Annotated in this window: 22 protein-coding genes and 2 riboswitches; of the genes, 17 read left to right on the top strand and 5 right to left on the bottom strand. The window is 49.5% G+C overall.

All coding sequences use genetic code 11. From position 1 onward, the window contains the following. Positions 1 to 2 precede the first annotated feature (2 nt). The 3 genes from BBD42_RS18185 (at position 3) to BBD42_RS32575 (ending at position 2,724) form a co-directional block, all read left to right on the top strand. Positions 3 to 1,766 (top strand): hypothetical protein, encoded by a 1,764-nt coding sequence (locus tag BBD42_RS18185; protein ID WP_099521673.1) that lies wholly within the window; start codon positions 3 to 5, stop codon positions 1,764 to 1,766. A gap of 77 nt (positions 1,767 to 1,843) precedes the next feature. After that, complete coding sequence (locus BBD42_RS18190) at positions 1,844 to 2,515, top strand: MgtC/SapB family protein (RefSeq protein ID WP_099519309.1); 672 nt, start codon at positions 1,844 to 1,846, stop codon at positions 2,513 to 2,515. 74 nt (positions 2,516 to 2,589) lie between these two features. Then, a complete protein-coding gene (locus BBD42_RS32575; protein WP_257790754.1) occupies positions 2,590 to 2,724 on the top strand; it encodes a hypothetical protein in 135 nt (44 codons plus the stop codon). Between the two features lie 1,164 nt (positions 2,725 to 3,888). Here BBD42_RS32575 and BBD42_RS18195 read toward each other — a convergent pair. The 4 genes from BBD42_RS18195 to BBD42_RS18210 all read right to left on the bottom strand — a co-directional run bounded on the left by BBD42_RS18195 (position 3,889) and on the right by BBD42_RS18210 (position 7,250). Next, a complete protein-coding gene (locus BBD42_RS18195) occupies positions 3,889 to 4,452 on the bottom strand; it encodes a hypothetical protein (protein ID WP_099519310.1) in 564 nt (187 codons plus the stop codon). A 351-nt stretch (positions 4,453 to 4,803) separates the two neighbouring features. Then, positions 4,804 to 5,142, bottom strand: a complete 339-nt coding sequence (locus tag BBD42_RS18200) for a hypothetical protein (RefSeq protein ID WP_099519311.1) — start codon at positions 5,140 to 5,142, stop codon at positions 4,804 to 4,806. 129 nt (positions 5,143 to 5,271) lie between these two features. Continuing rightward, positions 5,272 to 5,880, bottom strand: a complete 609-nt coding sequence (locus tag BBD42_RS18205; protein ID WP_099519312.1) for a YdcF family protein — start codon at positions 5,878 to 5,880, stop codon at positions 5,272 to 5,274. 41 nt (positions 5,881 to 5,921) lie between these two features. Continuing rightward, entirely contained in the window at positions 5,922 to 7,250 is a 1,329-nt protein-coding gene (locus tag BBD42_RS18210) for a TrkH family potassium uptake protein (protein WP_099521674.1), read from the bottom strand. Positions 7,251 to 7,731: 481 nt separating this feature from the next. On the opposite strand from BBD42_RS18210, the gene BBD42_RS18215 reads away from it, so the two are divergent. The 6 genes from BBD42_RS18215 to metE all read left to right on the top strand — a co-directional run bounded on the left by BBD42_RS18215 (position 7,732) and on the right by metE (position 15,029). Next, positions 7,732 to 8,967 carry a DUF445 domain-containing protein gene (locus BBD42_RS18215; RefSeq protein ID WP_099519313.1) on the top strand — a complete coding sequence of 412 codons (1,236 nt, stop codon included), beginning with the start codon at positions 7,732 to 7,734 and terminating at the stop codon, positions 8,965 to 8,967. A gap of 187 nt (positions 8,968 to 9,154) precedes the next feature. Next, positions 9,155 to 9,359, top strand: a riboswitch (cobalamin riboswitch). 167 nt (positions 9,360 to 9,526) lie between these two features. After that, the gene (locus tag BBD42_RS18220) at positions 9,527 to 10,300 is read left to right on the top strand and encodes an energy-coupling factor ABC transporter permease (RefSeq protein ID WP_099519314.1); all 774 of its coding nucleotides are present in this window, start codon (positions 9,527 to 9,529) and stop codon (positions 10,298 to 10,300) included. After that, the gene (locus BBD42_RS18225; RefSeq protein ID WP_099519315.1) at positions 10,300 to 10,584 is read left to right on the top strand and encodes an energy-coupling factor ABC transporter substrate-binding protein; all 285 of its coding nucleotides are present in this window, start codon (positions 10,300 to 10,302) and stop codon (positions 10,582 to 10,584) included. Before BBD42_RS18220 ends, BBD42_RS18225 begins: the two co-directional genes overlap by 1 nt. Further along, positions 10,581 to 11,396, top strand: a complete 816-nt coding sequence (cbiQ, locus tag BBD42_RS18230; protein ID WP_099519316.1) for a cobalt ECF transporter T component CbiQ — start codon at positions 10,581 to 10,583, stop codon at positions 11,394 to 11,396. Before BBD42_RS18225 ends, cbiQ begins: the two co-directional genes overlap by 4 nt. Further along, positions 11,383 to 12,252 (top strand): energy-coupling factor ABC transporter ATP-binding protein, encoded by an 870-nt coding sequence (locus tag BBD42_RS18235; protein ID WP_099519317.1) that lies wholly within the window; start codon positions 11,383 to 11,385, stop codon positions 12,250 to 12,252. The genes cbiQ and BBD42_RS18235 overlap by 14 nt, the downstream gene beginning before the upstream one ends. Before the next feature lie 31 nt (positions 12,253 to 12,283). After that, a riboswitch (cobalamin riboswitch) is annotated at positions 12,284 to 12,476 on the top strand. A 264-nt stretch (positions 12,477 to 12,740) separates the two neighbouring features. Next, positions 12,741 to 15,029 carry a 5-methyltetrahydropteroyltriglutamate--homocysteine S-methyltransferase gene (gene metE / locus BBD42_RS18240; RefSeq protein WP_099519318.1) on the top strand — a complete coding sequence of 763 codons (2,289 nt, stop codon included), beginning with the start codon at positions 12,741 to 12,743 and terminating at the stop codon, positions 15,027 to 15,029. Positions 15,030 to 15,249: 220 nt separating this feature from the next. Here the strand turns inward: metE and BBD42_RS18245 are convergent, their stop codons facing one another. Then, a complete protein-coding gene (locus BBD42_RS18245; protein ID WP_099519319.1) occupies positions 15,250 to 15,981 on the bottom strand; it encodes a response regulator transcription factor in 732 nt (243 codons plus the stop codon). A gap of 265 nt (positions 15,982 to 16,246) precedes the next feature. Between BBD42_RS18245 and BBD42_RS18250 the strand changes: the two genes are divergently transcribed. From BBD42_RS18250 to BBD42_RS18285, 8 genes are all read left to right on the top strand, one after another. Next, a complete protein-coding gene (locus BBD42_RS18250; protein WP_237163142.1) occupies positions 16,247 to 16,999 on the top strand; it encodes an ABC transporter ATP-binding protein in 753 nt (250 codons plus the stop codon). Then, positions 16,992 to 17,738 (top strand): ABC transporter permease, encoded by a 747-nt coding sequence (locus tag BBD42_RS18255; RefSeq protein WP_099519321.1) that lies wholly within the window; start codon positions 16,992 to 16,994, stop codon positions 17,736 to 17,738. Before BBD42_RS18250 ends, BBD42_RS18255 begins: the two co-directional genes overlap by 8 nt. Before the next feature lie 38 nt (positions 17,739 to 17,776). Next, positions 17,777 to 18,655 (top strand): AraC family transcriptional regulator, encoded by an 879-nt coding sequence (locus BBD42_RS18260; RefSeq protein ID WP_099519322.1) that lies wholly within the window; start codon positions 17,777 to 17,779, stop codon positions 18,653 to 18,655. Between the two features lie 160 nt (positions 18,656 to 18,815). Then, positions 18,816 to 20,324, top strand: coding sequence for an alpha-glucosidase/alpha-galactosidase (gene melA, locus BBD42_RS18265; protein ID WP_099519323.1), 1,509 nt, complete (start codon positions 18,816 to 18,818; stop codon positions 20,322 to 20,324). A gap of 122 nt (positions 20,325 to 20,446) precedes the next feature. Then, positions 20,447 to 21,502 (top strand): substrate-binding domain-containing protein, encoded by a 1,056-nt coding sequence (locus tag BBD42_RS18270; RefSeq protein ID WP_099519324.1) that lies wholly within the window; start codon positions 20,447 to 20,449, stop codon positions 21,500 to 21,502. A gap of 291 nt (positions 21,503 to 21,793) precedes the next feature. Next, positions 21,794 to 22,711 carry a carbohydrate ABC transporter permease gene (locus BBD42_RS18275; RefSeq protein ID WP_099519325.1) on the top strand — a complete coding sequence of 306 codons (918 nt, stop codon included), beginning with the start codon at positions 21,794 to 21,796 and terminating at the stop codon, positions 22,709 to 22,711. Beyond that, entirely contained in the window at positions 22,708 to 23,541 is an 834-nt protein-coding gene (locus BBD42_RS18280; RefSeq protein WP_099519326.1) for a carbohydrate ABC transporter permease, read from the top strand. Before BBD42_RS18275 ends, BBD42_RS18280 begins: the two co-directional genes overlap by 4 nt. Before the next feature lie 65 nt (positions 23,542 to 23,606). Then, positions 23,607 to 24,935, top strand: coding sequence for an ABC transporter substrate-binding protein (locus tag BBD42_RS18285; RefSeq protein WP_099519327.1), 1,329 nt, complete (start codon positions 23,607 to 23,609; stop codon positions 24,933 to 24,935). The last annotated feature ends 9 nt before the right edge of the window (positions 24,936 to 24,944 follow it).

The raw sequence follows: 24,944 nt of genomic DNA on the forward strand, positions 1-24,944 counted from the left end.
ACATGCATGAGAAGCTGGTTGCCGTCAACGATGGCTGGGTCAAGCAAGGAATCGATAATCAAATAATGGACAGCGGCAGCCGCTTCTACGGCGGTGTAGCCGATCCGGACAATGGGGTTGCTTGGCCAACCCACATGGGAACGCCAACGTTTATGGCGATATGGGCATGCTCACTTGTTGATGAAAGCTCCAACTATTATCATGACGAACAGCTGCTGCGGCGTTTGGAGCTGGCGGCGGCCTTCACGGTCCGCGAACAGCATGAGGACGGCACAATATCGCCGGGTTGGACCAATATGCATTCCCCTCCCGATACCGCGTTTGCGGTCGTTGGACTTGCTCAATTGCATGAGCTGCTGGTGCAGCATGAATGGGCGGAGCTTGAGCGTGTTCGAGCGGACATTAGAAAGTTTCTAGAGCGGTCTGTACCTGCGCTGCTGACCGGTGGCTGCCACACGCCGAACCATCGTTGGGTGCTGACAGCGGCGCTTGCCTTCTTGCACAGGCTGACGGGCAATGCAGAGCTTGTAGCTCGTGCCGACCAATGGCTGGCTGAAGGCATGGATTGCACGGAGGATGGGGAATGGACGGAACGCAGCAACGGCATTTATAACGGCGTCAGCGACATTATGCTGTTTCATGCGGCCGAGCTGCTTGGCCGTCCCGAGCTCTTGGAGCCGGTTCGCCGCAATCTGCGAATGATGGCTTATCTGATCCATCCTGACGGCGAAGTCGTTACGGATTATTCTGGGCGCCAGGACTTTGGTCAAGCGTTCGATATGTCCGGCTATACACTCGCGTCCTGCCTTATGGCACAGCGCGATCAGAATGCTTTATTCGCTGCCTTGGCGGAGCTGGGAATCGCAGCGCTTAACCATCCGGGACCAATCCCAAACAATGTTTTGCTCGGATTTTTGCTTCATCCGGAGCTGAGAGAGCCAGGTGTGAAAAGCGGCAGTCTGCCAGACCATTACCGCGTTGTCATCAACGGGCAATTTAATCGGCAGCATTATTTAAGTCAGATGGAGTCGGCTGGACATGGCGGGCGGATTTATCACAGCCGTCTGCATCCTGATTTCGGCGCTCCGGTTGCCCGGCAGCGGGATGGGGAAACGAGCGTTACGGTCATGACGGAGACGAATTCGTTTTTTGCGCTTCGACATGGGGCGGCGCGGCTGCTTGGTGTGCAGGTCAGCAGCTCGTTTGATCCGGGGTTCATCAAGATGAACCATTTGGAGCAGCTTGAATCCGGTTATGTTCTGACGGGGACGGAATCAAAAGGCTACTACGGGCCGATCGCAACGGATCGTTTGCCTGAAATAGCAAGCCATTCCGTCAGCCCATGGTATTTGCTGCCGCATCAGCTGCGTGAGGTAACACATTTGCAGCAGCATGATGTCCGAATTGAGTTGACGGAAACGTATGATGGCTGGCAGCTGCGTGTTCAATGCGACAAGCCGGATGTGCTGCTAACCCAAATTTCCTTCGTATTTGGGAAGGAAGGGCAATTCGCTGGCGGCGAATTGGCTCCTGCCGAGACAGGTACGCAATTTTGGAAAGCAGGCACTGTTAAATTTACGGCTGGCGGCGACTGGATCGAGATGGACGGCGGTGCACACGAGCATTGGGCCAAATCGATCCGCGGGGCTGCATTCCCGGCAGATTGCCAGACGCTGGTCGTCAACGTGCTGACTCCTTATGATCGGACGTTTCATATCCGTTTGTCTCCCAGCCCAAGCGAGGGGAATGGGGCAGACGGGCAGTAACCGTATATATGGAGTTGCAGCTAACTGATTGACTATCGCGCTTCAGGAAGATGCTCCCCCAGAAGGGGTGATTACAATTGTTTGTACTTAAATTGGGGGCGGCTTTGCTGCTTGGGCTGCTGATCGGTGTAGACCGCCAGCTTCGGCACAAGCCGCTTGGCATCAAGACGAGCATGGTGATCGCGGTCGCAAGCTGCCTAATTACGATGGTGTCGATCGAAGCGTCGACTGAGCTTGCCCACCCGGGCATGACTAACATGGACCCGATGCGGCTGGCGGCACAAATTGTGAGCGGCATCGGCTTTATTGGCGCAGGCGTCATCCTGAGAAGAAATAACGATGTCATCTCCGGCCTGACGACAGCTGCAATGGTCTGGTCGGCGTCGGCGCTTGGGATTGCGGCAGGAGCAGGCTTCTATAAAGAAGCGTTCACTGCCGTAGGCTTCATCATCATGGCGGTCAATCTGGTGCCGTTCGTGGTTCGGGCATTAGGACCGAGAAAGCTGCGCGAGCGCGACCTATCGGTCTGCATGACGTTTGACCGTTCGGCTGAGCTGGACGGCTTGATGACGAAAATTCGATCGGAGCACCAGATCAAGCATACGAAAATCAAAGATATTGGCGACGGCCGCAAAGAAATTCAGCTCGTGCTGTCATCGCGGGAATTGCACCCGACAACATCTGTCTACGAGGATCTTCGGCGCTATAAAAATGTCGTCTCCGTCGAGGTCGAAAACATTAGCTCATAGGAGCATTTTTTCATACTAGGTAAAGCGCTTAACTTGAAATTGAAAAAGGCAGCCGTTTGTCATGAGCAAGGAGAATGACAAACGGCTGCCTTATATTTCACCCGCGAAACGGCAGCTTTGCCGCCAGAGGATGGCGCCAGCCGTTTACGCCTGGTCTAGGCGGACTCAGCAGCAGCTATTTGCCCATTTTAGGCGATTTTGGCGGATAAGCGGACAGGAAAGCCGTTAATGAGGTTTTTCTCGCTATAAATGATCATAATGGGGGCGATTAGCGGCTTCTGAGTCCGCGAACCTGCTCATGCCCCTTTATCTGCAACAAATAGCAGCTGCTGTGTCCGCCAAATTTCTATTTACTTTTCTGTTGTTACTATAGCCTTCATCAGTGCCCGTCCACGCTACACTCGATCCGTTTGAGCTCCTTTATTGAAAGTCAAAAAATACTTCCTCATCTTTAATTTGAAATATCCTCTTGGAAGAGACATTTAAATAAACCTATTTTATCTATCTGATGGAGCTTTATTTAATGACAGTAAAAAAGGATAAAAGTTTAAAAATTATCCTAAGTCATTGAAAGAAGAAACTATGTGCATACACAGTGAAGAAGGCTGGAGTTATAGAATACTCGTATAACATTTAGGCGAACAAAATAAAAATCTGTGTAAAGTATGGATGAGAAAGTATCGTGAAGGCGACCAATAAGTGTTGGAGGAGCGATGAGGAGAATCTTATCGGATGGAAATTGTATATGATCGAGTGATTCGACATCTTTAGTTAGAGGTGGACATTCTATAAGAGTGGTTACAAATTTTGAATGAGGGATTACCCACCACAAGCATATTATCATTTACTTAATGAATAACTAACAAGCCATTAAACGGTTATGCGGATACCTAGGTTTTAGTCTCAGTGGCTATTACAATTACCATAGCCGAAGCATGAAACTCCTACTGCGAATTGGAAGACGAAGATGACAGTGATTTATGAACAGAGGGATATGAAGGTAGTGTATTTTAGTATAAGGTAGGGGATATATCCTCTATTCCATAATTGTGGTTAATCCTAAAATAGTTCTTTATCTGATGCAAGAAATGGGTATTCAATCCTACTGTGCGTCGAAAAAGCCGTGACGTTGCTGTATGGGACGGTAGGATTGCAGGAAAGGCTTTTATAACATAAAAGACGTATCTGGATCCAGTATACGTCTTATGTTAACCAAGACATGCAGCCACAGGCATCTGAATCAGTTTTCTTTATTTTTTGACCTTAATACGTAATTTATTATTTTATTGTAATAAATCAAATCATTATTATTTAATTTCGCAATATGATTGTGTATATTGGCGGAATTAGGGAAACGATTCACTGAAAAACTGTTACTCAAATTTGAAGAATTCTTCTTCTTGGCTAATAACAACCCATTGGTTTTTATTCACCTCGTCACTTTTTTGTAAAGTATATTTAACATGGAAAATATCATTATTCCAATGTTCTTTCACATATACAGTCTTAAGAGTAGTATCATTATTTTCAGATTCTGGTATAGAGAAATCATTTCCAAAATGCTCTGTGATATTTTTAGAACGGAATGATTTATTACTGAGATATTTTAAAATTATTGGATCCGAAGCATCAAAGTTATGTTTGAAGTAAGTATTGGAAAGTAAGCTTTTAAATTCTTCATATTCGTTGCAAACAGTTGTACATTTTGCTATGAGATCTGGTGCGTTGATTTTAAAATAATAATAGCTTTGTAACGTGCTGATAATATTTTTATCCTCATCATTCAAGTTTTCAAAGCTGATTAGCTGCTTTTTGATTCCCTTTGAAGATTGGAAATTTTCTATTTTTATGATTTTGTCCTTGGGAATGACAACAGTCTTATTTGCATTAGTATCATATCCAATATAATAATCATTTGAGATATCTAATTTAACCATGGTTATCGTACTTCCGTTTTCTAATTGCAGCTTACTTAACTCAATTGTACGATTATTTGTTTGATACTGAGCTAAATTTATTGTTTGTGCGTATACACTATGAAAATATAATGATACTGAGAATGTAAGAAAAGAAATTACAAATAAAACTGATTTATTGTATTTTCTAAATTTATTTGAAAGAAGAGTGAATTTATATAGATAAAAAATCAGTAAGAAATAAATACCGTATGAGACGAAAAAAACTATAAATGAGGTGGAATTAGAAAATGAAGCTAATACTTTCAATTGTAAATAAAAAAAACAAAAAATCAGAATAGATGGTAATAAAATATGAAGCAATTTCATTGGTCAGGAATGCCGACGCCTTTCAATTAAATACTTTACACTTCTTATTGATTTACTTAAAAATTTCAGGCTAGACGTTTGCTTTTTTATTCTTTTGTTTGAGGGGAGTGCGATTAAAAATACGATAGGTATTGCTATAAAAATAACAAGAAAAATGCCATTAATTAAATACAGACTTTGTGATACTGGGTAGACTGTCAAAAAATCTTTGGCGATAAACAGATCACCGGTATAGGGAGCAAAATAACCTTGAACATAAATAAAGCCAACATAGTAAACAACAAACGGTAGGTACCACAACTCCTTGAGAATTTCTAACAATTTCTTCAACTTTTCAGACATTCATCTAATCTCCCTTGCAGCATCTTAGTAAAATAGTCCTACCCTTTTTTTATCGGAATTCGCATGCCAAAAATGTATAATACTAGTTTTTCAGCGTAAAAAAATACTCTGAGGGCTGAAGGCATTCAGCTAGCTCAGAGCATATATAATTCGATAGCTTGTATAATAAAACAGCTCGCGGAAGAAAAAGGGCAGCTTTGTGCGCATGCTGCTGTATGCGGAGGTCGTAGTTGGCGAGGAGTATGCCGTCATTCCCAGCTCGCTGGCCATCATGAGTGCGCGCTTCATATGAAGCGGATCGCTGACAATTATGTAGGTTTCTAGCTTATATGGCTTCGCTACAATTAGCGAATATTCGAAATTTTCCTCTGTAATAAGAGATTGGTCTTCGATCAAAATATGCTCAGGCTTCACGCCTTTTTCAATCGCATAGCTCCGTGATACTTCTGACTCTGCCAGCTCATTCGCAGACCTGCGTCCTCCGGTGAAAATAATATATTTTGCGTAACCTTGCTCGTACAGCTTTATAGCATGGTTCAGGCGTTCCCGCAGCACGGGAGATGGCTGATCACCCCAGACCGCCGTGCCGAGAACTAAAATCGCATCAGCTGGCTTCGCTTCATCCTTCATGCTGAACGACCAAATTTCATAGGAAAACCAGCATAGTACCGCTGCGATAAATACTGAAACGCAAAGCAACAGCGTTATGTTTTTTTTCGAAACAAGCCTTTTTTTCATGAACTTCCCTTTCCTTAAAAATGATTTTTCCTCGCCGCATGTTATCCGATCATAATTTTTCCTTCCGGATAGCGATACAGCTCCTTCTTCTCCTGCGCAGGAACGAGTGTGAACGCCAGCGTCAGCGGGCCAAGCCGCCCCGCGAACATCATAATAATAATCAGCACCTTGCCGATCACCGTCAAATGCGGCGTTAAGCCAAGCGACAATCCGGTTGTACCGAATGCGGACGTTACTTCAAACAGCAGAACGAGGAAATCGACATCCTCGGTGGTAGATAAAATCATCGTAAATAAAATAATCGCCGCCAGAGAGGCTATCGTAATCGTCAGCGCTTTGTACACCCGGTCCTTTGCCAGCCTTCTGCGGAAAAAGACGACATCCTCGCGGCCGCGAATCATCGCAAACACCGCACCGATGAGAATCGCAAACGTCGTCACCTTAATGCCGCCACCCGCAGAGCCCGGGGATGCACCGATGAACATGAGCAAAATAATGAGAAACTGCGTCGCATGCCGCAGCGAAGCAATATCCAGCGTATTTGCGCCGCCCGAGCGCGGCGATATGCTTTGGAACAACGAGCTGTACAGCTTGCCGCTTATGCTAAGCGGTTCTAGTGTTTTGGCATTTGTGAACTCGAAAATAAAAATAACGGCTGCACCTGCGACAAACAGAATGCCTGTCGCATACAGCACAACCTTGGAATGAAAAGACAGCTTGCGTGTTTTTGGATAATCCCACATTTCCGCCAATACGATAAAGCCGATTCCGCCGAGAAAAATGAGCGCAATGACGATCACATTAATAATGGGATCGTTGACGTGATTCACAAAGCTGCTGAATGGACCGTTCATCGGTCCCATAATATCAAATCCGGCGTTGGTGAACATCGACACGCTATGGAAAATGCCGAAATACAGCGCTTTGCCAAAAGGCATTTCCGTTGACCAGCGCAGTGCCAGAACAAGGGCGCCTATTCCTTCGATGGCAAAAGCATAAATAAGCACGCGCCGAATGAAGCGGACGATCCCTTCCAGCGAAGATTGATTCATGGATTCCTGCAGCAGCAGCCGCTCGCGCAGCGATATCCGTTTGCGCAGGGCAAGGGCGAACAGCGTAGACATCGTCATAAAGCCGAGTCCGCCAACCTGCATAAGCACGAGAATGACGAGCTCGCCAAAGGTTGAATAGTGGATGCCGGTATCGACGACGACAAGCCCCGTTACGCAAACAGCGGATGTGGCAGTGAATAACGCGTCAATGAGCGGCGTTGCCTGATGGGTTGACGAAGCCAAAGGCAGAGAAAGCAATAGGGTACCCGCCGCAATAATCGCGAGAAAGCCAAGCGTAAGAATTTGCGGCGGAGTCATTTTTAGAAAAATGGTTCGTAGTTTGAGCACACAATTAATCTCCTTTATATGTAACGAAACAATGGTGTAGTTGAAAAACGGGCTTGTGCTGCCAAAGGCAGGCACAGCCGTTTACGCTTGAAATATAAGAAGAATAGGTTTGACTCTTATTAACGCTTATATTTCTACGCGAAACGAGCTTGTGCTGCCGAAGGCAGGCACAGCCGTTTACGCTTGAAATATAAGAAGAATAAGTTTGACTCTTATTAACGCTTATATTTCTACGCGAAACGAGCTTGTGCTGCCGAAGGCAGGCACAGCCGTTTACGCTTGAAATATAAGAAGAATAAGTTTGACTCTTATTAACGCTTATATTTCTACGCGAAACGGGATTGTACTGCCAAAGGCAGGCACAGCCGTTTACGCTTGCCACCTCATTATCTGGTATAATAGGGCAATATGCAACAGGAGGGCGCTGGGGCCCGCGATTAGGAGGACAACGATGAAATCAAGATATATAGCAGGTATTTCGCTTGCCGTTATGGGGGCAGGCTTCATTACTACGAGATGGTGGCTGCCAGACAACACGTGGACGCATCTACTGGAAAGCGGCTTTGAAGCAGGGCTGGTCGGCGGAATTGCCGACTGGTTTGCGGTGACGGCACTGTTCCGCCATCCGATGGGCATTCCCATTCCGCATACGTCCTTGCTGCTCAAAAACCGGGCGAAAATCGTCAACTCGCTCATCAGCGCTATGGAAAATGAACTGCTGAATAAAGAAAGCATTACCCGCAAGCTGTCTGGCTTTCAACTGTTCGCAGGAGCAGCATCGGCGGCGACCCGGCTGATTGGCAAGCGCAAATTCAGGCTGGCAGCGGTTGATTTTGCCCAGTCGGCAGTAGAGCGCGTGCCTTTGGAGCGGGTTAGCGGCGTGCTGCATGGATTTTTGGCGGATTATGTGAAAAAGCAGGATTTTACGCCAATCGTTCGCAAGCTGGCGGATCGTTTCGTCCATGAGCGCTGGGATGAACGGGCGCTGGATTACGGCCTGGAGCATGTAGGCCACTGGATTCGCAAGCGTGAAACCGAGGAAATGCTCGGCAAGCTCGCCTTCAAAAAGCTGGAGGAGCTTAAGGTTGGCGGCTTCATGGGGTTTGCACTGCAAGCTTTCGTCGGCTTTATGAACGAGGAGAAGCTCGGCGGCTTGATCCAGAACATGCTGCTCTCAACGATGCAGGAGCTCTCCCATCCTGGAAGCCCGCATCGGCAAAAGCTGCTGCTTGAGGTGAGAGCCCAGGCGGAGAAGCTTGCCGATAACGAAGAGCTGATGCTCAAGCTGAAGCAGCTCATTGAACAGGGTGTGGACAGCGTAGAAACGGAACGCTTCATCCATTTGCGTCTGGAGGAGCTGAGACAGCTCGTGCTGGACAAGCTGGAGGAGCAGCATCGCAGCGGAGGGCGCGCCATTGTGCAGGGATACCGTTTTGCAACGGATTATTTGAACGGCAAGCAGGAAATGCTCGCCAATTGGGAAGAGGGCATTCGCGGTTATCTCGTTCGTCTTATTGAGAATAATCACTATCGCATTGGTGCGCTCGTTCGGGATAATCTCGACCGGATGGATGACAAGGCGCTCGTCTCCATGCTGGAGGAAAAAGTCGGCAACGATTTGCAGTGGATTCGCGTCAACGGCGCATTATGCGGTTTTGTCGTAGGCGTTATTTTGTCCTTCTTCTAACAGGGAAGTAGCCGTTTACATTTATAGGGGACAGCCTGAATTTTTTGTGATAAGATCAAACTACAAAATGACCCATGAATACAAGGTGAAACGGCTGTCTCCGTCCTTTGGCGGCGCGGCGTGTTTTAAGTCCAAGAAATATAGACAAGGGATTGGAACATCAGATCCTTTCCTATATTTTGAAAAAATGATTCAAATGGAACGAGGTGCCTTTGCGCACGTCAAAGGGTAACAGGGAATCGGGTGCAAATCCCGAGCGGTCCCGCCACTGTAATCGGGGAGTTTTCCTTCACCAGCAGGAGTCACTTGGCCTAAGCTTTAGGGCAGCCAGGGAAGACGAAGGAAAATAATGATCCGCTAGCCAGGAGACCTACCTCGTTCCAGCACCACATTGCCTTCGCGGAAAGGATAGGTGTACGAACGAAAGCGATTGCTACCAGTCTGTTTGCTGGCGCAACCGTCTATTTCTGCGTACACATGGCCGTTTTCCCAGCGAAGGGAAAGCGGTCATTTTTTGTTGTCTTCAGGCATGAACACATTGGGGAGGGTATTGAAACGAATGGTCAAGTTAAAAAGAAAGACAGCAGTTAGCACCGCTTTGCTGGTTATTGGGTTTACGCTTTTTTTACTGGTGAATGAGCCGCAATCCGCTTATGCGATGCACATTATGGAAGGATTTTTGCCTGTGGGGTGGGCGATTTTTTGGTGGGCGGCCTTTATTCCTTTTTTCATTCTGGGTGTACGCGCCATTCGGAAAATTACAAAGGAAGCACCAGAGCTTAAGCTGATGCTGGGCTTGGCGGCTGCCTTCACCTTCGTGCTGTCCGCGCTTAAGATTCCTTCCGTTACAGGCAGCAGCTCGCACCCGACGGGAACGGGGCTTGGCACGGTTATGTTCGGGCCGCTGCCCATGAGCGTATTAGGTTCTATGGTATTGCTGTTTCAAGCGGTGCTGCTTGCACATGGCGGGCTGACGACGCTTGGCGCGAATGCTTTTTCAATGGCGGTTGCAGGTCCCGCGGCGGGCTATGCCGTCTATCGGCTGCTGATGCGTTCAGGCAGCAAGCAAGGCGTGGCGATTTTTTCTGCTGCCGCTGTTGCTGATTTGGCCACTTATATCGTTACTTCGGTTCAGCTGGCTGTTGCTTTTCCGGCTGTTGAGGGCGGCATACTCGCATCCTTTATGAAATTTGGCGGTATTTTTGCGATTACCCAGGTTCCGCTTGCGATTAGCGAAGGCTTGCTGACGGTATTGATCTGGAACTGGCTGCAATCTTTTAATACAGACGAGCTGTCTATTTTGAAGCGGAGAATGAAAGGGGAGCGCGTATAATGAGCCGCAGCGCCAAAAATATTTGGATTTTAGCCATTGTTGTTTTGCTTGCCGTTGCGCCTTTACTATTCATTAACGCCGAATTTGGCGGCGCGGATGGCGCAGCGGAGGAAATGATCCAGACGATTGCGCCGCATTATGAGCCATGGGCGTCCCCGCTGGCTGAGTTGCCGGGAGAAACGGAAAGCATGCTGTTTGCGCTGCAAGCTGCGATTGGCGCCGGAGTAATCGGCTATGTAATTGGCCTTATTAAAGGGAAATCAGGGAAAACGAAGCAGCAATGATGAAATGGATTGATACGATTTCTTATTCCAATAAGCTGCGGGATTTATCCGCCCTTTGGAAATGCGGGCTTGCAGCCCTTCTGCTGCTGCTTGCCTATATCGCTCATCCGCTCGTACAGCTTGCCATTTTCGCATGGCTTGCGCTGTGGACGGTCGGCTATGCGAAAGTGCCTGCCAAGCTTTATGCGGCGCTGCTTTTCTCCTCTTGCCTGCTGTTCATTCTCAGCTTGCCCGCTCTGCTCATTGAATTTACTAATAGCAGCGGCAGTGCAGCAGGAAGCTTGGCGGCAGCGAAAGCAGGCTGGGTGCTCGTTTCATGGGAGCCGCTTAGCCTGTATGTGCCAGAGGCATCGTTAGGGCTGGCCGGACATATTTTTACACGTATTCTTGCTTGTCTGGCATGCATGTTTTTCATCACCTTGACGACCCCCTTCCCGGATCTGCTGCAAGTGCTGAAGCGGTTGAAAATGCCGCAAATTGTACTGGAGCTCATGATCATTATGTATCGCTTCATCTTTCTGCTGCTGGATACGGCGGGGGCTATGCTGCTCGCGCAGCGTGCACGGGGCGGTCAACACGGTTTTAAAGGCAAATTGCGAGATACGGCGGCGATTGCTGTGCGGCTCTTCGTCAAAACGATGCATCGATACAAGGGGCTGTCGAATGGGCTTATGGCAAGAGGATTTACGAATGAAATCCGCCTTGCGCCTGCTGTAAAGCGGAAGGTTCGCCTCCGGCATTGGGCGGAAGCGGGGCTCGGCTTAACGATTTTACTGGCAGCAGAGCTATGGCTTCGGTATGGAGGTGAATAAGCTGGCGGATAACGATCGGGCATCAACCATTATGGAAATGAACCAAGTGAGCTATGCTTATCCCGGAACGGACAAGTCTGCTTTAAACGGGCTAGAGCTGCGCATTCCTGCGAACAAAAAGGTAGCGCTGTGCGGGCATAATGGCTCGGGCAAGTCGACGCTTTTTTTGCAGCTTATTGGCATTAATCGTCCGCAATCCGGTTTCGTAAGCTGGCGCGGCGAGCCGCTCTCTTACAAGCCTAGAGAGCTCGCCAGCTTGAGACGGCGCGTCGGGCTTGTTTTTCAGGACCCGGAGCATCAGCTCATTCTGAATACCGCTTATGAGGATATTTCCTATGGGCTGCGCAATGCAGGGCTTCAAGAAGAGGAAATTGACAGACGTACGGCGCGCATCGTTCAGCAGCTGAACTTGCAGGAACTGGCGCATAAGCCGCTGCATCATCTCAGCCTTGGGCAAAAGAAGCGAGTTGCTCTTGCTGGCGTACTGGCGCTGGAGCCGGAGTTAGTGCTGCTTGATGAGCCGGCTGCTTATCTCGATCCGATATCGGAGCAGCGGCTGATGGCTGAGCTGGACCGCATTCATGCCAGCGGCATAACGCCGGTTATGGCGACGCATGACATGAATATGGCCTATGCTTGGGCGGATTGGATTTTCATCATGAATGAGGGCCGCTGTATATTGGAGGGCACGCCGGAATCGGTATTTCGCGAAGGCGAGCGCCTCAGAAGCCTTGGACTCACGCTGCCAATGGTGCTGGAGGCTTGGGAGGCACTGCCGCCTGAGCTGCGAGGAGAACAGCAGGCGCCGCGTACGCTTGCCCAGTTTAAAGCGGCTGTAAAATCTTTTATTGTTTAAATAAATAAATAAATAAATAAAGAACGACCAACTAAATAGCGAGGAATAGGGTGCTCTTGCGTAACGTCTTGAGCTTAAAAGGGAAGTCCGGTGCAATACCGGCGCGGTCCCGCCACTGTAACAGCGGAGTTTTGCGCAATAAAGCCACTGGCATGATGCCGGGAAGGCGAGCGCAGCGATGATGATGCTGGAGCCAGGAGACCTGCCTTATTCTATACACTGCAGTACCTACGGGAGATAGGGAGGTGTTAAAGATGGCAGCCATCGTTTGTTGAAACGAGGGGCGTCTTTACCCACATTTCTGTACAGGGTAGGACGTCCCTTTTTGCAGTTTCTGGCTGGCAGCAAATTGGATGTATAGGGAAAGGCCGCCGCGAAGAAATTCGCTCGCACTGCCATAAGTATATATCTGAGTTTGTTGATGAAATAACAAAGGATTATAACTTCCATCCACACGGATGAATAATGAAAAACAGGAGGCAACAACAATGAGTCAAGTAAAAAGCAGCAGTTTGGGATATCCGCGTATCGGTGAAAACAGAGAATGGAAAAAAGCGCTGGAGGCGTTCTGGAGCGGCAAGCTTGCGGAAGCGGCTTTCTTGAAGCAGCTGGAGACGATTCGTCTAAACCATCTCCAATTGCAAAAACAGGCTGGCATTGATCTCATTCCGGTAAATGATTTTTCGTATTATGACCATATCCTTGATACAGCTGCGATGTTTGGCGTCGTGCCAGAGCGCTTTGGCTATACAGGCGGTCCGGTATCGGTAACGACTTATTATGCAATGGCGAGAGGCAACAAAACCGCTTCTGCATCCGAGATGACAAAATGGTTCAATACGAACTATCACTACATTGTTCCTGAGCTGAAGGGCATTACGCCGGCGCTGACCGAGAACCGTCCGCTGATCGCTTACCGCGAGGCAAAGGAAAAGCTGGGCATCGAAGGCAAACCAGTCATTGTTGGACCTTATACATTCCTCAAGCTGTCTAAAGGCTATGCCGCTTCTGAGCTTGCTGCGGTTGCTGCCCAGTATGTGCCGCTGTATGCACAGGTGCTGCGCGAGCTGGAGCAAGAAGGCGTACAATGGGTGCAAATGGACGAGCCTTCGCTCGTAACGGACGTATCCGAAGCAGATCTGGCGATTGTGCAAAGCATTTATGCCCAGCTTCATGAAGCGGCACCTAAGCTCAATTTGCTGCTGCAAACGTATTTCGAATCCGTTCAGCATTATGCTGCAATCGCGGCTTTGCCTGTACAGGGCTTAGGTCTGGACTTCACAGCTGGCGCTGAAAAGAACCTGCAGCAGCTGGAGTCAATCGGCTTCCCGCAGGACAAAGTGCTGGGTGCAGGCGTTATTGACGGCCGCAACATTTGGCGGGCCGATCTTCAGGAGCGCAAAGCGCTGCTTGCCCGTATTGCAAAAGTCGTGCCAAACGACCGCCTGATTGTAAGCTCCTCTTGCAGCCTGCTGCATGTGCCTGTATCAGCGGCTCTTGAAACGGCACTGCCGGCAGAGCTTGCAGGCGCACTGGCCTATGCCAATGAGAAGCTGGAGGAAATTGCCGTTCTTGCAACTGCGCTGAATGAAGGAGAAGCAGCCGTAAAAGAGGCATTTGATCGCAATGCAGCAGCTTTGGCTGCACTTGCTGCATCGCCGTCCCGTGGCCGTGCAAGCGTCCATGCCGCTGTAGCGAGCATCGATGCACAGCCGTCGGAACGTAAAGCAGTATTTGCAGAGCGCCAAGTGAGCCAGAAGGAACGCTGGCAGCTGCCATTCTTGCCGACAACGACAATCGGCAGCTTCCCGCAAACGGCGGAAGTACGCCAAGCGAGACAGCAATGGCGTCGTGGTGATTTGGGCGAGGAGCAATACCGCGTATTCATTAAGGAGCAAATTCAGCATTGGATCAAGCTGCAGGAAGAGATCGGCCTTGACGTGCTCGTTCATGGAGAGTTTGAGCGTACGGATATGGTAGAGTTTTTCGGAGAGAAGCTGGAAGGCTTTGCTTTCACGAAAAATGGCTGGGTGCAATCCTATGGCTCGCGCTGCGTAAAACCGCCGGTCATTTACGGCGACGTGCAGTTCAGCAAGCCGATGACTGTTGAAGAAACCGTTTATGCGCAGTCGCTGACTTCTAAACCAGTGAAAGGCATGCTGACGGGCCCGATTACGATTTTGAACTGGTCGTTTGTCCGCAGCGACTTGACTCGTGAGCAGGTTGCTTACCAAATCGCGCTTGCCCTGGCAGAAGAAGTGAAGGCGCTGGAGGAAGCGGGCATTGAAATGATTCAAGTGGATGAGCCTGCCCTTCGTGAAGGCTTGCCGCTAAAACGTGAAGATTGGGAGCACTATTTGAACTGGGCAGTACTTTCGTTCCGCTTGTCCACTTCTGACGTTAAGGATACGACGCAAATTCACACGCATATGTGCTATTGCGAGTTCCATGACATCATTGACTCCATTCGCGCGCTGGATGCCGACGTTATTTCCATCGAAACGTCCCGCAGCCACGGCGAGCTGATTCACAGCTTCGAGGAGCACACGTATGAGCTGGGTATTGGCCTTGGCGTATACGACATTCACAGCCCTCGCGTGCCGGAGGTAGAGGAAATGACATCGATGATCAAGCGCGCCCTGAACGTGCTTGAGCCAGAATTGTTCTGGATTAACCCGGACTGCGGACTTAAGACACGTGGTGTAGACGAGACTGTGGCGTCGCTGCGCAACATGATCCAAGCGACTGAGCAAGTACGGGAACAGTTGGCTAAGTAATCGTAATAAGCAAGACGATTCGTATTGTTATTAAGAAGGTATCGTTATTATGATGGTATGGATATCAAAAAAACTCCGCTTGCGCTGATTGGCGCAAGCGGAGTTTTTGCTTTACTTGGAAGCGGGGAGGGTCAAAGCCGGGGAGCGGCGCGCCACAACAGGCAGGCAAAAGCATGCCATTAGGAGGGGATGTTTTTGCCTGTCTGCTCCAGCCGCCTGCTTAAATGGTCTCTGCCGCAGGATTCATCAGGCAATAGCCAATGCCCCATACCGTCTGAATCAAGGAGGCAGATTCGGGGTGGACGCGGTTCAGCTTCTCTCTGATCCGCTTCACATGCGTATCAATCGTCCGGTAATCGCCGAGCGATTGATAGCCCCAAATTCGCCGCATTAAATCTTCGCGGGAAATGGGCTGATTGATGTTGGCTGCCATAAATCTGAGCAGCTCGTATTCGCGGAACGTCAGCTTCACCTTGCTGTTTCCGGCAATGACTTGCCGCGAATCATAATCGAAGACGAGTCCTGGCAGCGTGAGATCGGGCGTCTGCTTGCGCTGCAAGGCGCGATAAGCAAACTCCGAGGTGCGGCGGATGATCGCCTTAATTCGGTACATCAGCTCGCGCGGGCTGAATGGCTTAACGACATAATCATCGGAGCCGGCTTGGAAGCCGTCGAGCCGGTCATCCTCTTCGCCACAGGCGGAAAGCATAATGACAGGCGTCGATTTTTTCTTCTTAAGCTCGCGGCAAAATTCAAGCCCGTCCATTCCCGGCAAATTACGATCGAGCAAAATCATCGAATAATTGTATTGCATCGCCTTGAACAAGCCGTTGATGCCGTCCGAAGCTTCTTCGACGATCCAGCCTTCTTTTTTCAAAAATAACTTGAGCAGCTTGCGAATATGCTCCTCATCATCAACAATCAAAATGCTATATGGTTGCTGAAATGCCATGGCTCAACACCTCATCTTTATCTTTTAATTCATTACTGATAACAATTATCATTATCATTACATGCGATCCCCATTGTTGTCAACAAAAAAACCGCTGTTTCTTGTCACAATACCCGAAGGATAGTCGCGAAAAAGACACAATTGCCTATGATAGCGGATACAGCGGAGCTGCTGCTCCCAGCTACTATCGGGCTGTCCTCTTTCGAGCTGGCGGGGAGCAGAGTATAATGGTGGAATGCAGGTTACGGATGAAGGAGAGAGACAGGTGGCCCCGTTATTAACATTGGACAACGTATCAAAATATAGAAAAAATCCCGAATGGCTTTTTGAAGGGATTACAGCGCAGGTGCAGGCCGGGGAGCGTATTGCGCTGCTGGGCACATCCGGTCAGGGCAAAAGCACGCTGCTGCGCATCGTATCGCTGCTAGGCGAGCTGGATGCGGGAGAGCTTAGGCTCCAAGGACGGACAAGCAGCGAGTGGAAGCCTGAGGAGTGGCGGCGCAGTGTGTGTTACGTGGCACAGACGCCGATAATGCTGCCGGGAACGGTCGAGTACAATTTACGCACGGTCAGTGAGCTGCAGGGGAAGACGTTTGATGAAGCGCTGGCGAGACGCTGTATGGAAGGCGTTGGCCTAGGGCATATCGAATGGAGCAAGGAGGCGGAAAGCTTGTCCGGCGGCGAGAAGCAGCGTACGGCGCTCGCGCGGGCCTTATTGCTCCGTTCGCCGCTGCTGCTGCTTGATGAGACGACGTCATCGCTTGATCCAAAAAGCAAGCGGCAGGTGGAGCAGTTTCTAAGCGAATGGTGCTCAGAGGAAGGCACGGCGTTCATCTGGATTACCCATGATCTGGAGCAGGCGCGGCAAGAAAGCGAGCGTATCTGGTTTATGGCGGAGGGCAGGCTGCTGGAGCAAAGCGCTACGGAAGCTTTTTTCACAAATCCCGGATCGGAGCAGGCACGCAGCTTTTTAGACAGCCAGCATGCGCCGGAGCAGGGGGATGACCAGCATGAATAATATTGCGCTCGCCTGCACGCTAGTATTCGTCGCCATAACGACATTTATCTCGATGAAGCAGAAGCTTGGCTTAGAGAAGGAAATCATTACTGGCACGATCCGCTCCGCTGTGCAGCTGCTGTTTATCGGTTTTTTGCTTCATTTTATTTTTGAAACGAATCATCCGATTTTTATTGTGCTCATTATTATTTCAATGGTTACGGTGGCGTCGTGGAATGCCGGCTCCCGCGCCATGCCGATTAAGGGGATTCGGCTGCGCATTGCGCTGGCATTGGCAGGCACGGAGGCGGTAACGCTCGCACTCCTGCTCTCGCTCCGCATTATTGAGGCTGAGCCACGGTATATTATTCCGGTCAGCGGGATGATTATCGGCAGCTCCATGATTGTATGCGGCCTCTATTTGAACCATATGAAACGCGAGCTTGAAGCGTCGCGGGGCGAGATTGAGACGCTGCTGGCGCTTGGAGCGACGACGAAGCAGGCGATTCGCCAAGCGGTGCGCCGGGCCGTGCGCTCCAGCCTCATACCGACGCTGGACGGCATGAAGACGGTCGGCCTCGTGCAGCTGCCAGGCATGATGACAGGAATGATCGTCGCCGGGGCCGATCCGATTGAAGCGGTCCGCTATCAAATTTTAATCGTCTTTGCGATGTCGGCTTCCTCGTCGCTGACGTCTATTGTGCTCAGCGTGCTGACGATGCGGCTGTGGTTCGCTAAAGATAACGGCAGGCTGCTGTAGCAGCTTGGAAGGCGTTCAATTAGAGGAGGGACGATGAAGTGGAAAGACGAGGCATTTTTCAGGGGCAATTGATGCAGGCCGAGCAGTATCCGCGAGTGGTAGCCTATTATTTTAAGGAGTGGAATGGCTTTGAAATGGCATACCATCAGCATAGCGCAGTGGAAATTATGTATGTTATATCGGGCGATTGCACGGTAGAGCTGCTCAATAAATCCATCCCGATGGAAAAAGGGCATTTCATCGTCATCGACTCAATGGTCGCTCACCGACTTCACGTCGCTCAGGGCACGGCATGCCGGATGCTTAATGTTGAATTTATTTTTAGCCATACCGGTGTGGGGCTCCCTTCCCTTAAGCGGCTGGCGGAGACTGACCGTGCGCTCGCGGATTTGTTCGCAGTGAAGCATGATTATTTGCTGCTTTACGATCCGAGCGATGTGTATCAAATGCTGAAGGCACTCGTGCTGGAGCTGGACGGCAAGCGGCGCGCGGAGCAGCTTCTCACAGCGCTTCAGCTGACGCAGCTGCTCGTGCAGATCGGCAGGCTGGCACAGGAAGCCTCCAGCCAGTCGCATGATGCGGCGGAGTTTTATGTGGGCGAGAGCATCGCCTATATTCAGCAAAATTATGACCGCGACATTCAGGTCAAGGATATTGCGGCGGCTGTAAGGCTGCACCCGGGGTATTTTCACCGCATATTTAAAGCGGGAACGGGCTGCTCGGTTATGGATTATGTGATGCGCTTTCGGATGGAGAAGGGGCGGATGCTGCTGGAGCAGACCGATATTCCGGTCAGCGATATTTGTCATTATGTCGGCGTAAACAGCAGCCAATATTTCAGTACCCTTTTCAAAAAATATACGAATGAGACGCCGCTCGCCTATCGCCGCGCTGTGCGCAAAGAAGTGGAGCGCTGAGATGGCGTCCTAATCTAGTCGGTCGTTCAACTTATATAGTTAGGATTTTATACAAGAAAGCAAAATAGAAGTTACAATTGTGCAAACGCCTCCACGCTGCTGGTGCTACAATTAGCGTATTGTTCACCACTATATTGCAAGCCATTGGAGGCGTTAATCAATGTCATTTAAAGTTGCGTTTATTGGAGCAGGAAGTATTGGTTTTACTAGGGGATTGCTGCGTGATTTGCTGACCGTCCCAGAATTCAACAACATCAAAGTTGCGTTTCAGGATATTAATCCGCAAAATCTCGATATGGTTACCCAGCTTTGCCAACGGGATATTCATGAAAATGGCCTTGCGATTGAAATCGAGCCTACGACCGATCGCCGGGAAGCATTGAAGGATGCACGTTACATTTTTGTAACGATTCGTGTCGGTGGCCTGGAAGCTTTTCAGACCGATGTCGACATCCCGCTCAAATATGGCATTGACCAATGCGTGGGCGATACGATTTGTGCAGGCGGCATCATGTATGGACAGCGGGGCATCGCCGAAATGATGAATATTTGCAAAGATATTCGCGAGGTAGCGGAGCCGAACTGCCTGCTGATGAACTATGCTAACCCAATGGCGATGCTTACATGGGCATGCAATAAATATGGCGGAGTGCGGACGATTGGCTTATGCCACGGTGTTCAGGGCGGACATGCGCAAATTGCCGAAGTATTTGGCCTTCCGCGTGAAGAAGTAGACATTATTTGTGCAGGAATCAACCATCAGACGTGGTATGTGCAAATTAAACATAATGGCGAGGATATGACGGGCAAGCTGTTGGAGGCATTTGAACAGCATCCGGAATTCAGCAAAACCGAGAAAGTCCGCATTGATATGATGCGCCGCTTCGGCTATTACAGCACCGAATCCAACGGCCACTTGAGCGAATATGTGCCTTGGTACCGCAAGCGTCCGGAGGAAATTCGCGACTGGATTGACCTTGGAACGTGGATCAACGGAGAAACGGGCGGCTACTTGCGCGTATGTACGGAAGGCCGCAATTGGTTCGAGACGGACTTCCCGAATTGGATGAAGGAAGAACCGAAAGTGTATGCCAAGGAGCATCGCGGCCAAGAGCATGGCTCGTACATTATCGAGGGGCTGGAGACGGGACGGGTGTACCGCGGCCATTTCAACGTCGTCAACAATGGCGTAATTTCCAATTTGCCGGATGATGCGATTATCGAAGCGCCGGGCTACGCGGATCGCAACGGCATCAGCATGCCGCATGTAGGCGATTTGCCGCTGGGCTGCGCGGCTGTGTGCAATGTCAGCATTTCCGTTCAGCGTCTGGCTGTTGAAGCAGCGATCCAAGGCGATGACAAGCTGCTGCGCCAAGCGATGATGATGGACCCGCTGGTTGGAGCGGTATGCAATCCGAATGAGATTTGGCAAATGGTCGATGAAATGCTCGTTGCCCAGGAGCAATGGCTTCCACAATACGGTGAGGCGATTGCTGCCGCGAAAAAACGTCTGGAAAACGGCCTTGCCATCCCAGTGCGAAGCTATGAAGGCGCGGCTCGTCTAAAAACGAAATCGGTTGAAGAAATGCAAAGCAATCGCGAGGAAGCTAGCCGCAATGCGGGCGAGTCCGATAAGGCGATCGATCGCCCAGCTGCCGCTGTCGAATAGTAAAATATTCCTATATTTTAGCTTGTGTACAGGGAGGAGTGGATTTGTTATGATAAACAATAAATTGTTTGGTTTACAAAATACGAGTTGACTACAGCTGTTTGGACTTGGAGTGATAGGCCGTGGGGAAGCAAAAAAAGATTACGATGCAGGAAATAGCGGATCGGGTAGGCGTATCTAAATATGCGGTATCCAAAGCTTTATCGGGAAAATCGGGCATTAGCGCCGTTACGCGCAGCAAAATATTTGAAATGGCCTCGCAGCTTGGCTACATGAATCAGAAAAGCGCCAAAAAAACGGTAAGCAGCAAGCAGGCGGATGAGGAAGAGCATCAAATCGTCGGCATTCTCATACCGAATATTCGCAGCCAAAATCAGGAATCGGGCTATTGGGGGAAGGTGCTTGACGGCATTTCCAAAAGCTTGGAGGCGAAGGGGCTTGGCTCCGTCCTCATTTCCGATGATTCGCCGCGAAATTTCAACCTCGTCATGAAGCCTGAAGGCTTAATGGGCATTATTGGTGTTGGATTGATCGCTACGCCGATGCTGGTTGAGCTGCGAAACAAGGCGATTCCGTTTATTTTAGTTGACCATGAGGACGAGCTGCTGGAATGCGACAGCATCTTTATGAACAACTATGATATTATTCGCAAGCTGGTCAAGTTTTTGCTTGGCAAAGGCCATACCCGAATTCAATTTATCGGGGAGCTCGGCTATTCCCGCAGCTTTATTGACCGCTGGAGCGGCTTCCGCTCGGTTATGGACGAGAGCCGGCTTGACTATGTGCCAAGCGAGGGCTTGCTTAAAGTAAAACCGACGCTGGATGCGCATAATCTGAATTTGCTGCAAGCCAGTCTCAAAGAGCTGGAGGCGAGCCGTTTTCCAACTGCATTCGTATGTGCGAATGACCAGATTGCCCTGCTCGCAATGAGCGCATTGCAGCAGCTTGGCAAGCAGGTTCCCGAGCAATGCTCCTTAACGGGCTTTGACAACAATCTTGAAATATTAGGCGAAACGCCAATCATTACGACGGTAAATGCAGAGAAAGAGGCGCTTGGCATAAAGGCCGTTGATCTGCTGCAATGGCGGCTGGAAAATAGTCATATGCCATTTGAGAAAGTTTTGCTGCAAAGCGATCTCATTATTCGGGAGAGTGTAGGCGATCCTGTAAATCAGTAATCGTTTTGTTGTTAGGTTTTTAGTTTTCATTCAGCTATGCAAAAATGGCATGAGCAAGACGGTTATCGAGGGACATTCCTCGCATAACCGTCTTTTTTTGTGCAATAAGCAGGTATTTTTTATTTGTTATTGTTGTAAACGCTTTAAGTAAACTTTTATTATTTATTGTAAACATAACAATTATAAAAATTTAGGTTGACAATGTTTACGCTTTCATACTACTATTGGTTTACGTCATACACGGTTCAACAAAGTTCGACCATTTATCCCGCGCTGAAAAGAGGTCTTGCCATGCTTAATAAAAAACAAAGCCGCTGGAAAATTACGGGGCACGATATTGCTGGCTACGTATTTATCTCCCCTTGGCTGATCGGCTTTCTGCTGCTGACGCTGTGGCCGATTTTACAATCGTTTTACTTGTCTTTCACCGATTATTCGCTGCTGGATTCGCCTACTTGGACCGGGACGGATAATTACGAGAGCATCTTTACGAAAGACCGGCTGTTTGTGAAATCATTGACGGTCACCTTCACCTTCGTTTTGCTGGCTGTGCCGATTAAGCTGTTTTTCTCGCTAATGGTTGCGATGCTGCTTAACAAGAAGGTGAGAGGGCTTAACTGGTACCGGACGGCGATTTATTTTCCTTCGCTAATCGGCGGCAGCATCGCGGTATCCGCGCTGTGGAGAAACATGTTCGGCCTGGATGGCTACGTCAACCACGTGCTTAGCTGGTTTGGCATTGAAGGAATTGGCTGGATATCCAACCCGGATACGGCGCTGGGCACATTGATTTTGCTGAATGCTTGGCAATTCGGATCAACGATGGTTATTTTTCTGGCAGGGCTCAAGCAGATCCCGAAAGATCTTTATGAATCTGCTTCCGTCGATGGAGCGAGCAAGCTGCGCCAGTTTTTCAAAATTACGATTCCGATGCTTTCGCCCGTTATGTTTTTCAACCTTGTATTAGGCATTATTAATGCCTTCCAAATGTTCACCTCGGCATTCGTCATTACGCAGGGCGGACCGGCGAACGGCACCTACATGTACGTGCTATTCCTGTACGAGAAGGCATTCAAGCAGTACGAGATGGGTTATGCATCGGCGCTTGCTTGGATATTGCTCGTCATTATCGCGGCCTTTACGGCCATTAATTTCCTAGTGTCGAAATATTGGGTATTTTATGAATCGGATGGGGGGAAATCGAAATGAGACCAGAAAAGGCAGCTGCACTTCGCAGCCATTTGATTTTGCTCCCGTTCTCGCTGCTCATGCTTTATCCGGTTATTTGGTGGATTGGAGCATCGTTCAAAAGCACGGCTGAGCTGGGGGAGCCGTCGCTATGGCCAACTGTTTTCATGTGGGAAAACTATACGAATGGCTGGAGCTTCTCGCCACAGTTTACCTTTGCCACTTTCTTCGCCAACACCTTAATGATGGAAGTGTTTAACGTCATTGGCGGCGTTGCTACAGCTGCGCTTGTCGGCTATGGCTTTGGGCGTCTGAACTTCAAGCTTCGCAATTTCTGGTTTTCGATTCTGCTGCTCACGATGATGCTCCCGGCTCAGGTAACCGTCGTACCGCAATATATATTGTTCAACAAGCTAGGTTTCACGGACAGCTACGTTCCGCTTGTTCTCCCGCATTTCTTCGGCGGCGGCGCCTTCTTCGTCTTCCTTGTCGTCCAGTTCGTGCGGGGCATTCCGCGAGAGCTTGATGAAGCGGCGCAAATTGATGGCGCATCGGTGTATGGCATTTTCTTCCGCATCATCGCACCGCTCATTAAGCCGGCGCTCGTCACCGTAGGGATTTTCACCTTCCTATGGAGCTGGGACGACTTCTTCTCGCAGCTGCTGTATCTCAGCTCAGTCGAGAAATTTACGGTTGGCCTTGCGCTGCGGATGTTTATTGACCAATTCGAAGTCCAATGGGGACAATTGCTAGCGATGTCACTATTGTCTGTCGTCCCGTCTGCTATTTTGTTCTTCGTCGCCCAAAAGCATTTTGTAGAGGGCATTGCAACAACAGGCATCAAAGGGTAAGGCGCCAAAAGTCTTTTATCTAACGGTTTCACCAACATTTATATAAAAGAGGGAGTGTTTTACGTATGCAAACACAAAGAAAATGGTTGAAATGGCTTCCCGTTACTCTGATTTCGGTTCCCCTCGTTCTTTCCGGCTGCGGCTCTAACAGCGGCGGCTCGGCTACAGCAAGCACTGCGCCAACAGCTTCATCTGCTGGAAATGCGGATGCGGCGGCAAAGCTGAAGGTGATGTGGTGGGGCTCGCAGGCAAGACATGATGCAACGCTTAAGGATTTGGAGCTGTACACGTCCAAGTTTCCGAATGTGACATTTGCACCCGAGTATACCGCTTGGGACGGTTATTGGGAGAAGCTGCCGACGCTCGCGGCATCCAATACGCTGCCAGACGTGCTGCAAATGGATGCGGCCTACATTCAAGGCTATGCGAAGCGCGGCCTGCTGGCCGATCTGTCCGATATTGATCTGACAGGCGTCGTTGATCCACAGGTATTGGAAAATATTAAAATTGGCGGCAAGGTGTACGGAGTTCCTCTGAGCTACAACGGGCAAGGCATCGTCTACAATAAAGAGGCGCTTGAAGCGGCGGGTGTCAAGCTTCCAGCGAACAACTGGTCGTGGGATGATTTCTTCGCTTATGCGAAAGAAGCGCATGAGAAGCTGCCGAAGGGCCAATACGGCATTGACGACATGACGAATATTTGGGAATTTTATCAATATTACCAAACCTCCCAAGGCAAAGGACCGATCTTCAAAGACGGTACAACTTTTAATCTCGATAAAGATACTTGGATGAAGTTCCAGCAAATCTATGCGGACTTCCGCAAGGACGGCATAGTGCCTGCGGCGGACCAGCAGCTTTCCTTTAAGGAAAACGATCCGCAGCTTGATTCGATGGGGTCAGGAAAAGTGATGCTGAGAACCGCATCTGTCGGCTCGGCAAGCGTGATTGAATCCTTGCTCCCTGGCAAGCTTGCGGTGAACAACATTCCGATCGGCGAAGCTGGCGGCGGCTGGGCGCAATCGACGATTTTCCTGTCGGTGAGCGAGGGCTCGGCTAACAAGGAGCAGGCGAAAGCGTTCATTAAATGGTTCGTGGCTGACAAGGAATCCGGCAAGACGCTCGGCTTGACACGAGGCATTCCAATTAATGAAGAGGTATTCAAAGAGCTTGAGCCGACGCTTGCATCCGGCGACTTGTTTGCGAAAGAGCTGCTAGAAGCGGCAAAACCGAAAGCCTTGCCTTTCTATCCAGCTCCAGCAGGTTCGGAGGACTTCGTAAAAACCTACAAATCCGAAATGGAAGCGGTTATGTTTGGACAAGCAACGCTGGAAGAGGCTTATCAAACGCTGCTCGATAAAGGGAAGGACGCAGAAGCGAAGCTGAATAAATAAATATAGCTT

The organism is Paenibacillus sp. BIHB 4019, from assembly GCF_002741035.1.
In the GTDB taxonomy this organism is placed as follows: domain Bacteria; phylum Bacillota; class Bacilli; order Paenibacillales; family Paenibacillaceae; genus Pristimantibacillus.

Bases quoted from the DNA above. Each gene is read 5' to 3' on its own strand.
- BBD42_RS18235 (WP_099519317.1), top strand. From the start codon at position 11,383: ATGGAGGTGAATAAGCTGGCGGATAACGATCGGGCATCAACCATTATG.
- BBD42_RS18205 (WP_099519312.1), bottom strand. From the start codon at position 5,880: ATGAAAAAAAGGCTTGTTTCGAAAAAAAACATAACGCTGTTGCTTTGC.
- BBD42_RS18255 (WP_099519321.1), top strand. From the start codon at position 16,992: ATGAATAATATTGCGCTCGCCTGCACGCTAGTATTCGTCGCCATAACG.
- melA (WP_099519323.1), top strand. From the start codon at position 18,816: ATGTCATTTAAAGTTGCGTTTATTGGAGCAGGAAGTATTGGTTTTACT.
- BBD42_RS18200 (WP_099519311.1), bottom strand. From the start codon at position 5,142: ATGTCTGAAAAGTTGAAGAAATTGTTAGAAATTCTCAAGGAGTTGTGG.
- metE (WP_099519318.1), top strand. From the start codon at position 12,741: ATGAGTCAAGTAAAAAGCAGCAGTTTGGGATATCCGCGTATCGGTGAA.
- BBD42_RS18195 (WP_099519310.1), bottom strand. From the start codon at position 4,452: ATGGTTAAATTAGATATCTCAAATGATTATTATATTGGATATGATACT.
- BBD42_RS18210 (WP_099521674.1), bottom strand. From the start codon at position 7,250: ATGACTCCGCCGCAAATTCTTACGCTTGGCTTTCTCGCGATTATTGCG.
- BBD42_RS32575 (WP_257790754.1), top strand. From the start codon at position 2,590: ATGACAAACGGCTGCCTTATATTTCACCCGCGAAACGGCAGCTTTGCC.
- BBD42_RS18245 (WP_099519319.1), bottom strand. From the start codon at position 15,981: ATGGCATTTCAGCAACCATATAGCATTTTGATTGTTGATGATGAGGAG.
- BBD42_RS18220 (WP_099519314.1), top strand. From the start codon at position 9,527: ATGGTCAAGTTAAAAAGAAAGACAGCAGTTAGCACCGCTTTGCTGGTT.
- cbiQ (WP_099519316.1), top strand. From the start codon at position 10,581: ATGATGAAATGGATTGATACGATTTCTTATTCCAATAAGCTGCGGGAT.
- BBD42_RS18215 (WP_099519313.1), top strand. From the start codon at position 7,732: ATGAAATCAAGATATATAGCAGGTATTTCGCTTGCCGTTATGGGGGCA.
- BBD42_RS18280 (WP_099519326.1), top strand. From the start codon at position 22,708: ATGAGACCAGAAAAGGCAGCTGCACTTCGCAGCCATTTGATTTTGCTC.
- BBD42_RS18185 (WP_099521673.1), top strand. From the start codon at position 3: ATGCATGAGAAGCTGGTTGCCGTCAACGATGGCTGGGTCAAGCAAGGA.
- BBD42_RS18285 (WP_099519327.1), top strand. From the start codon at position 23,607: ATGCAAACACAAAGAAAATGGTTGAAATGGCTTCCCGTTACTCTGATT.
- BBD42_RS18275 (WP_099519325.1), top strand. From the start codon at position 21,794: ATGCTTAATAAAAAACAAAGCCGCTGGAAAATTACGGGGCACGATATT.
- BBD42_RS18225 (WP_099519315.1), top strand. From the start codon at position 10,300: ATGAGCCGCAGCGCCAAAAATATTTGGATTTTAGCCATTGTTGTTTTG.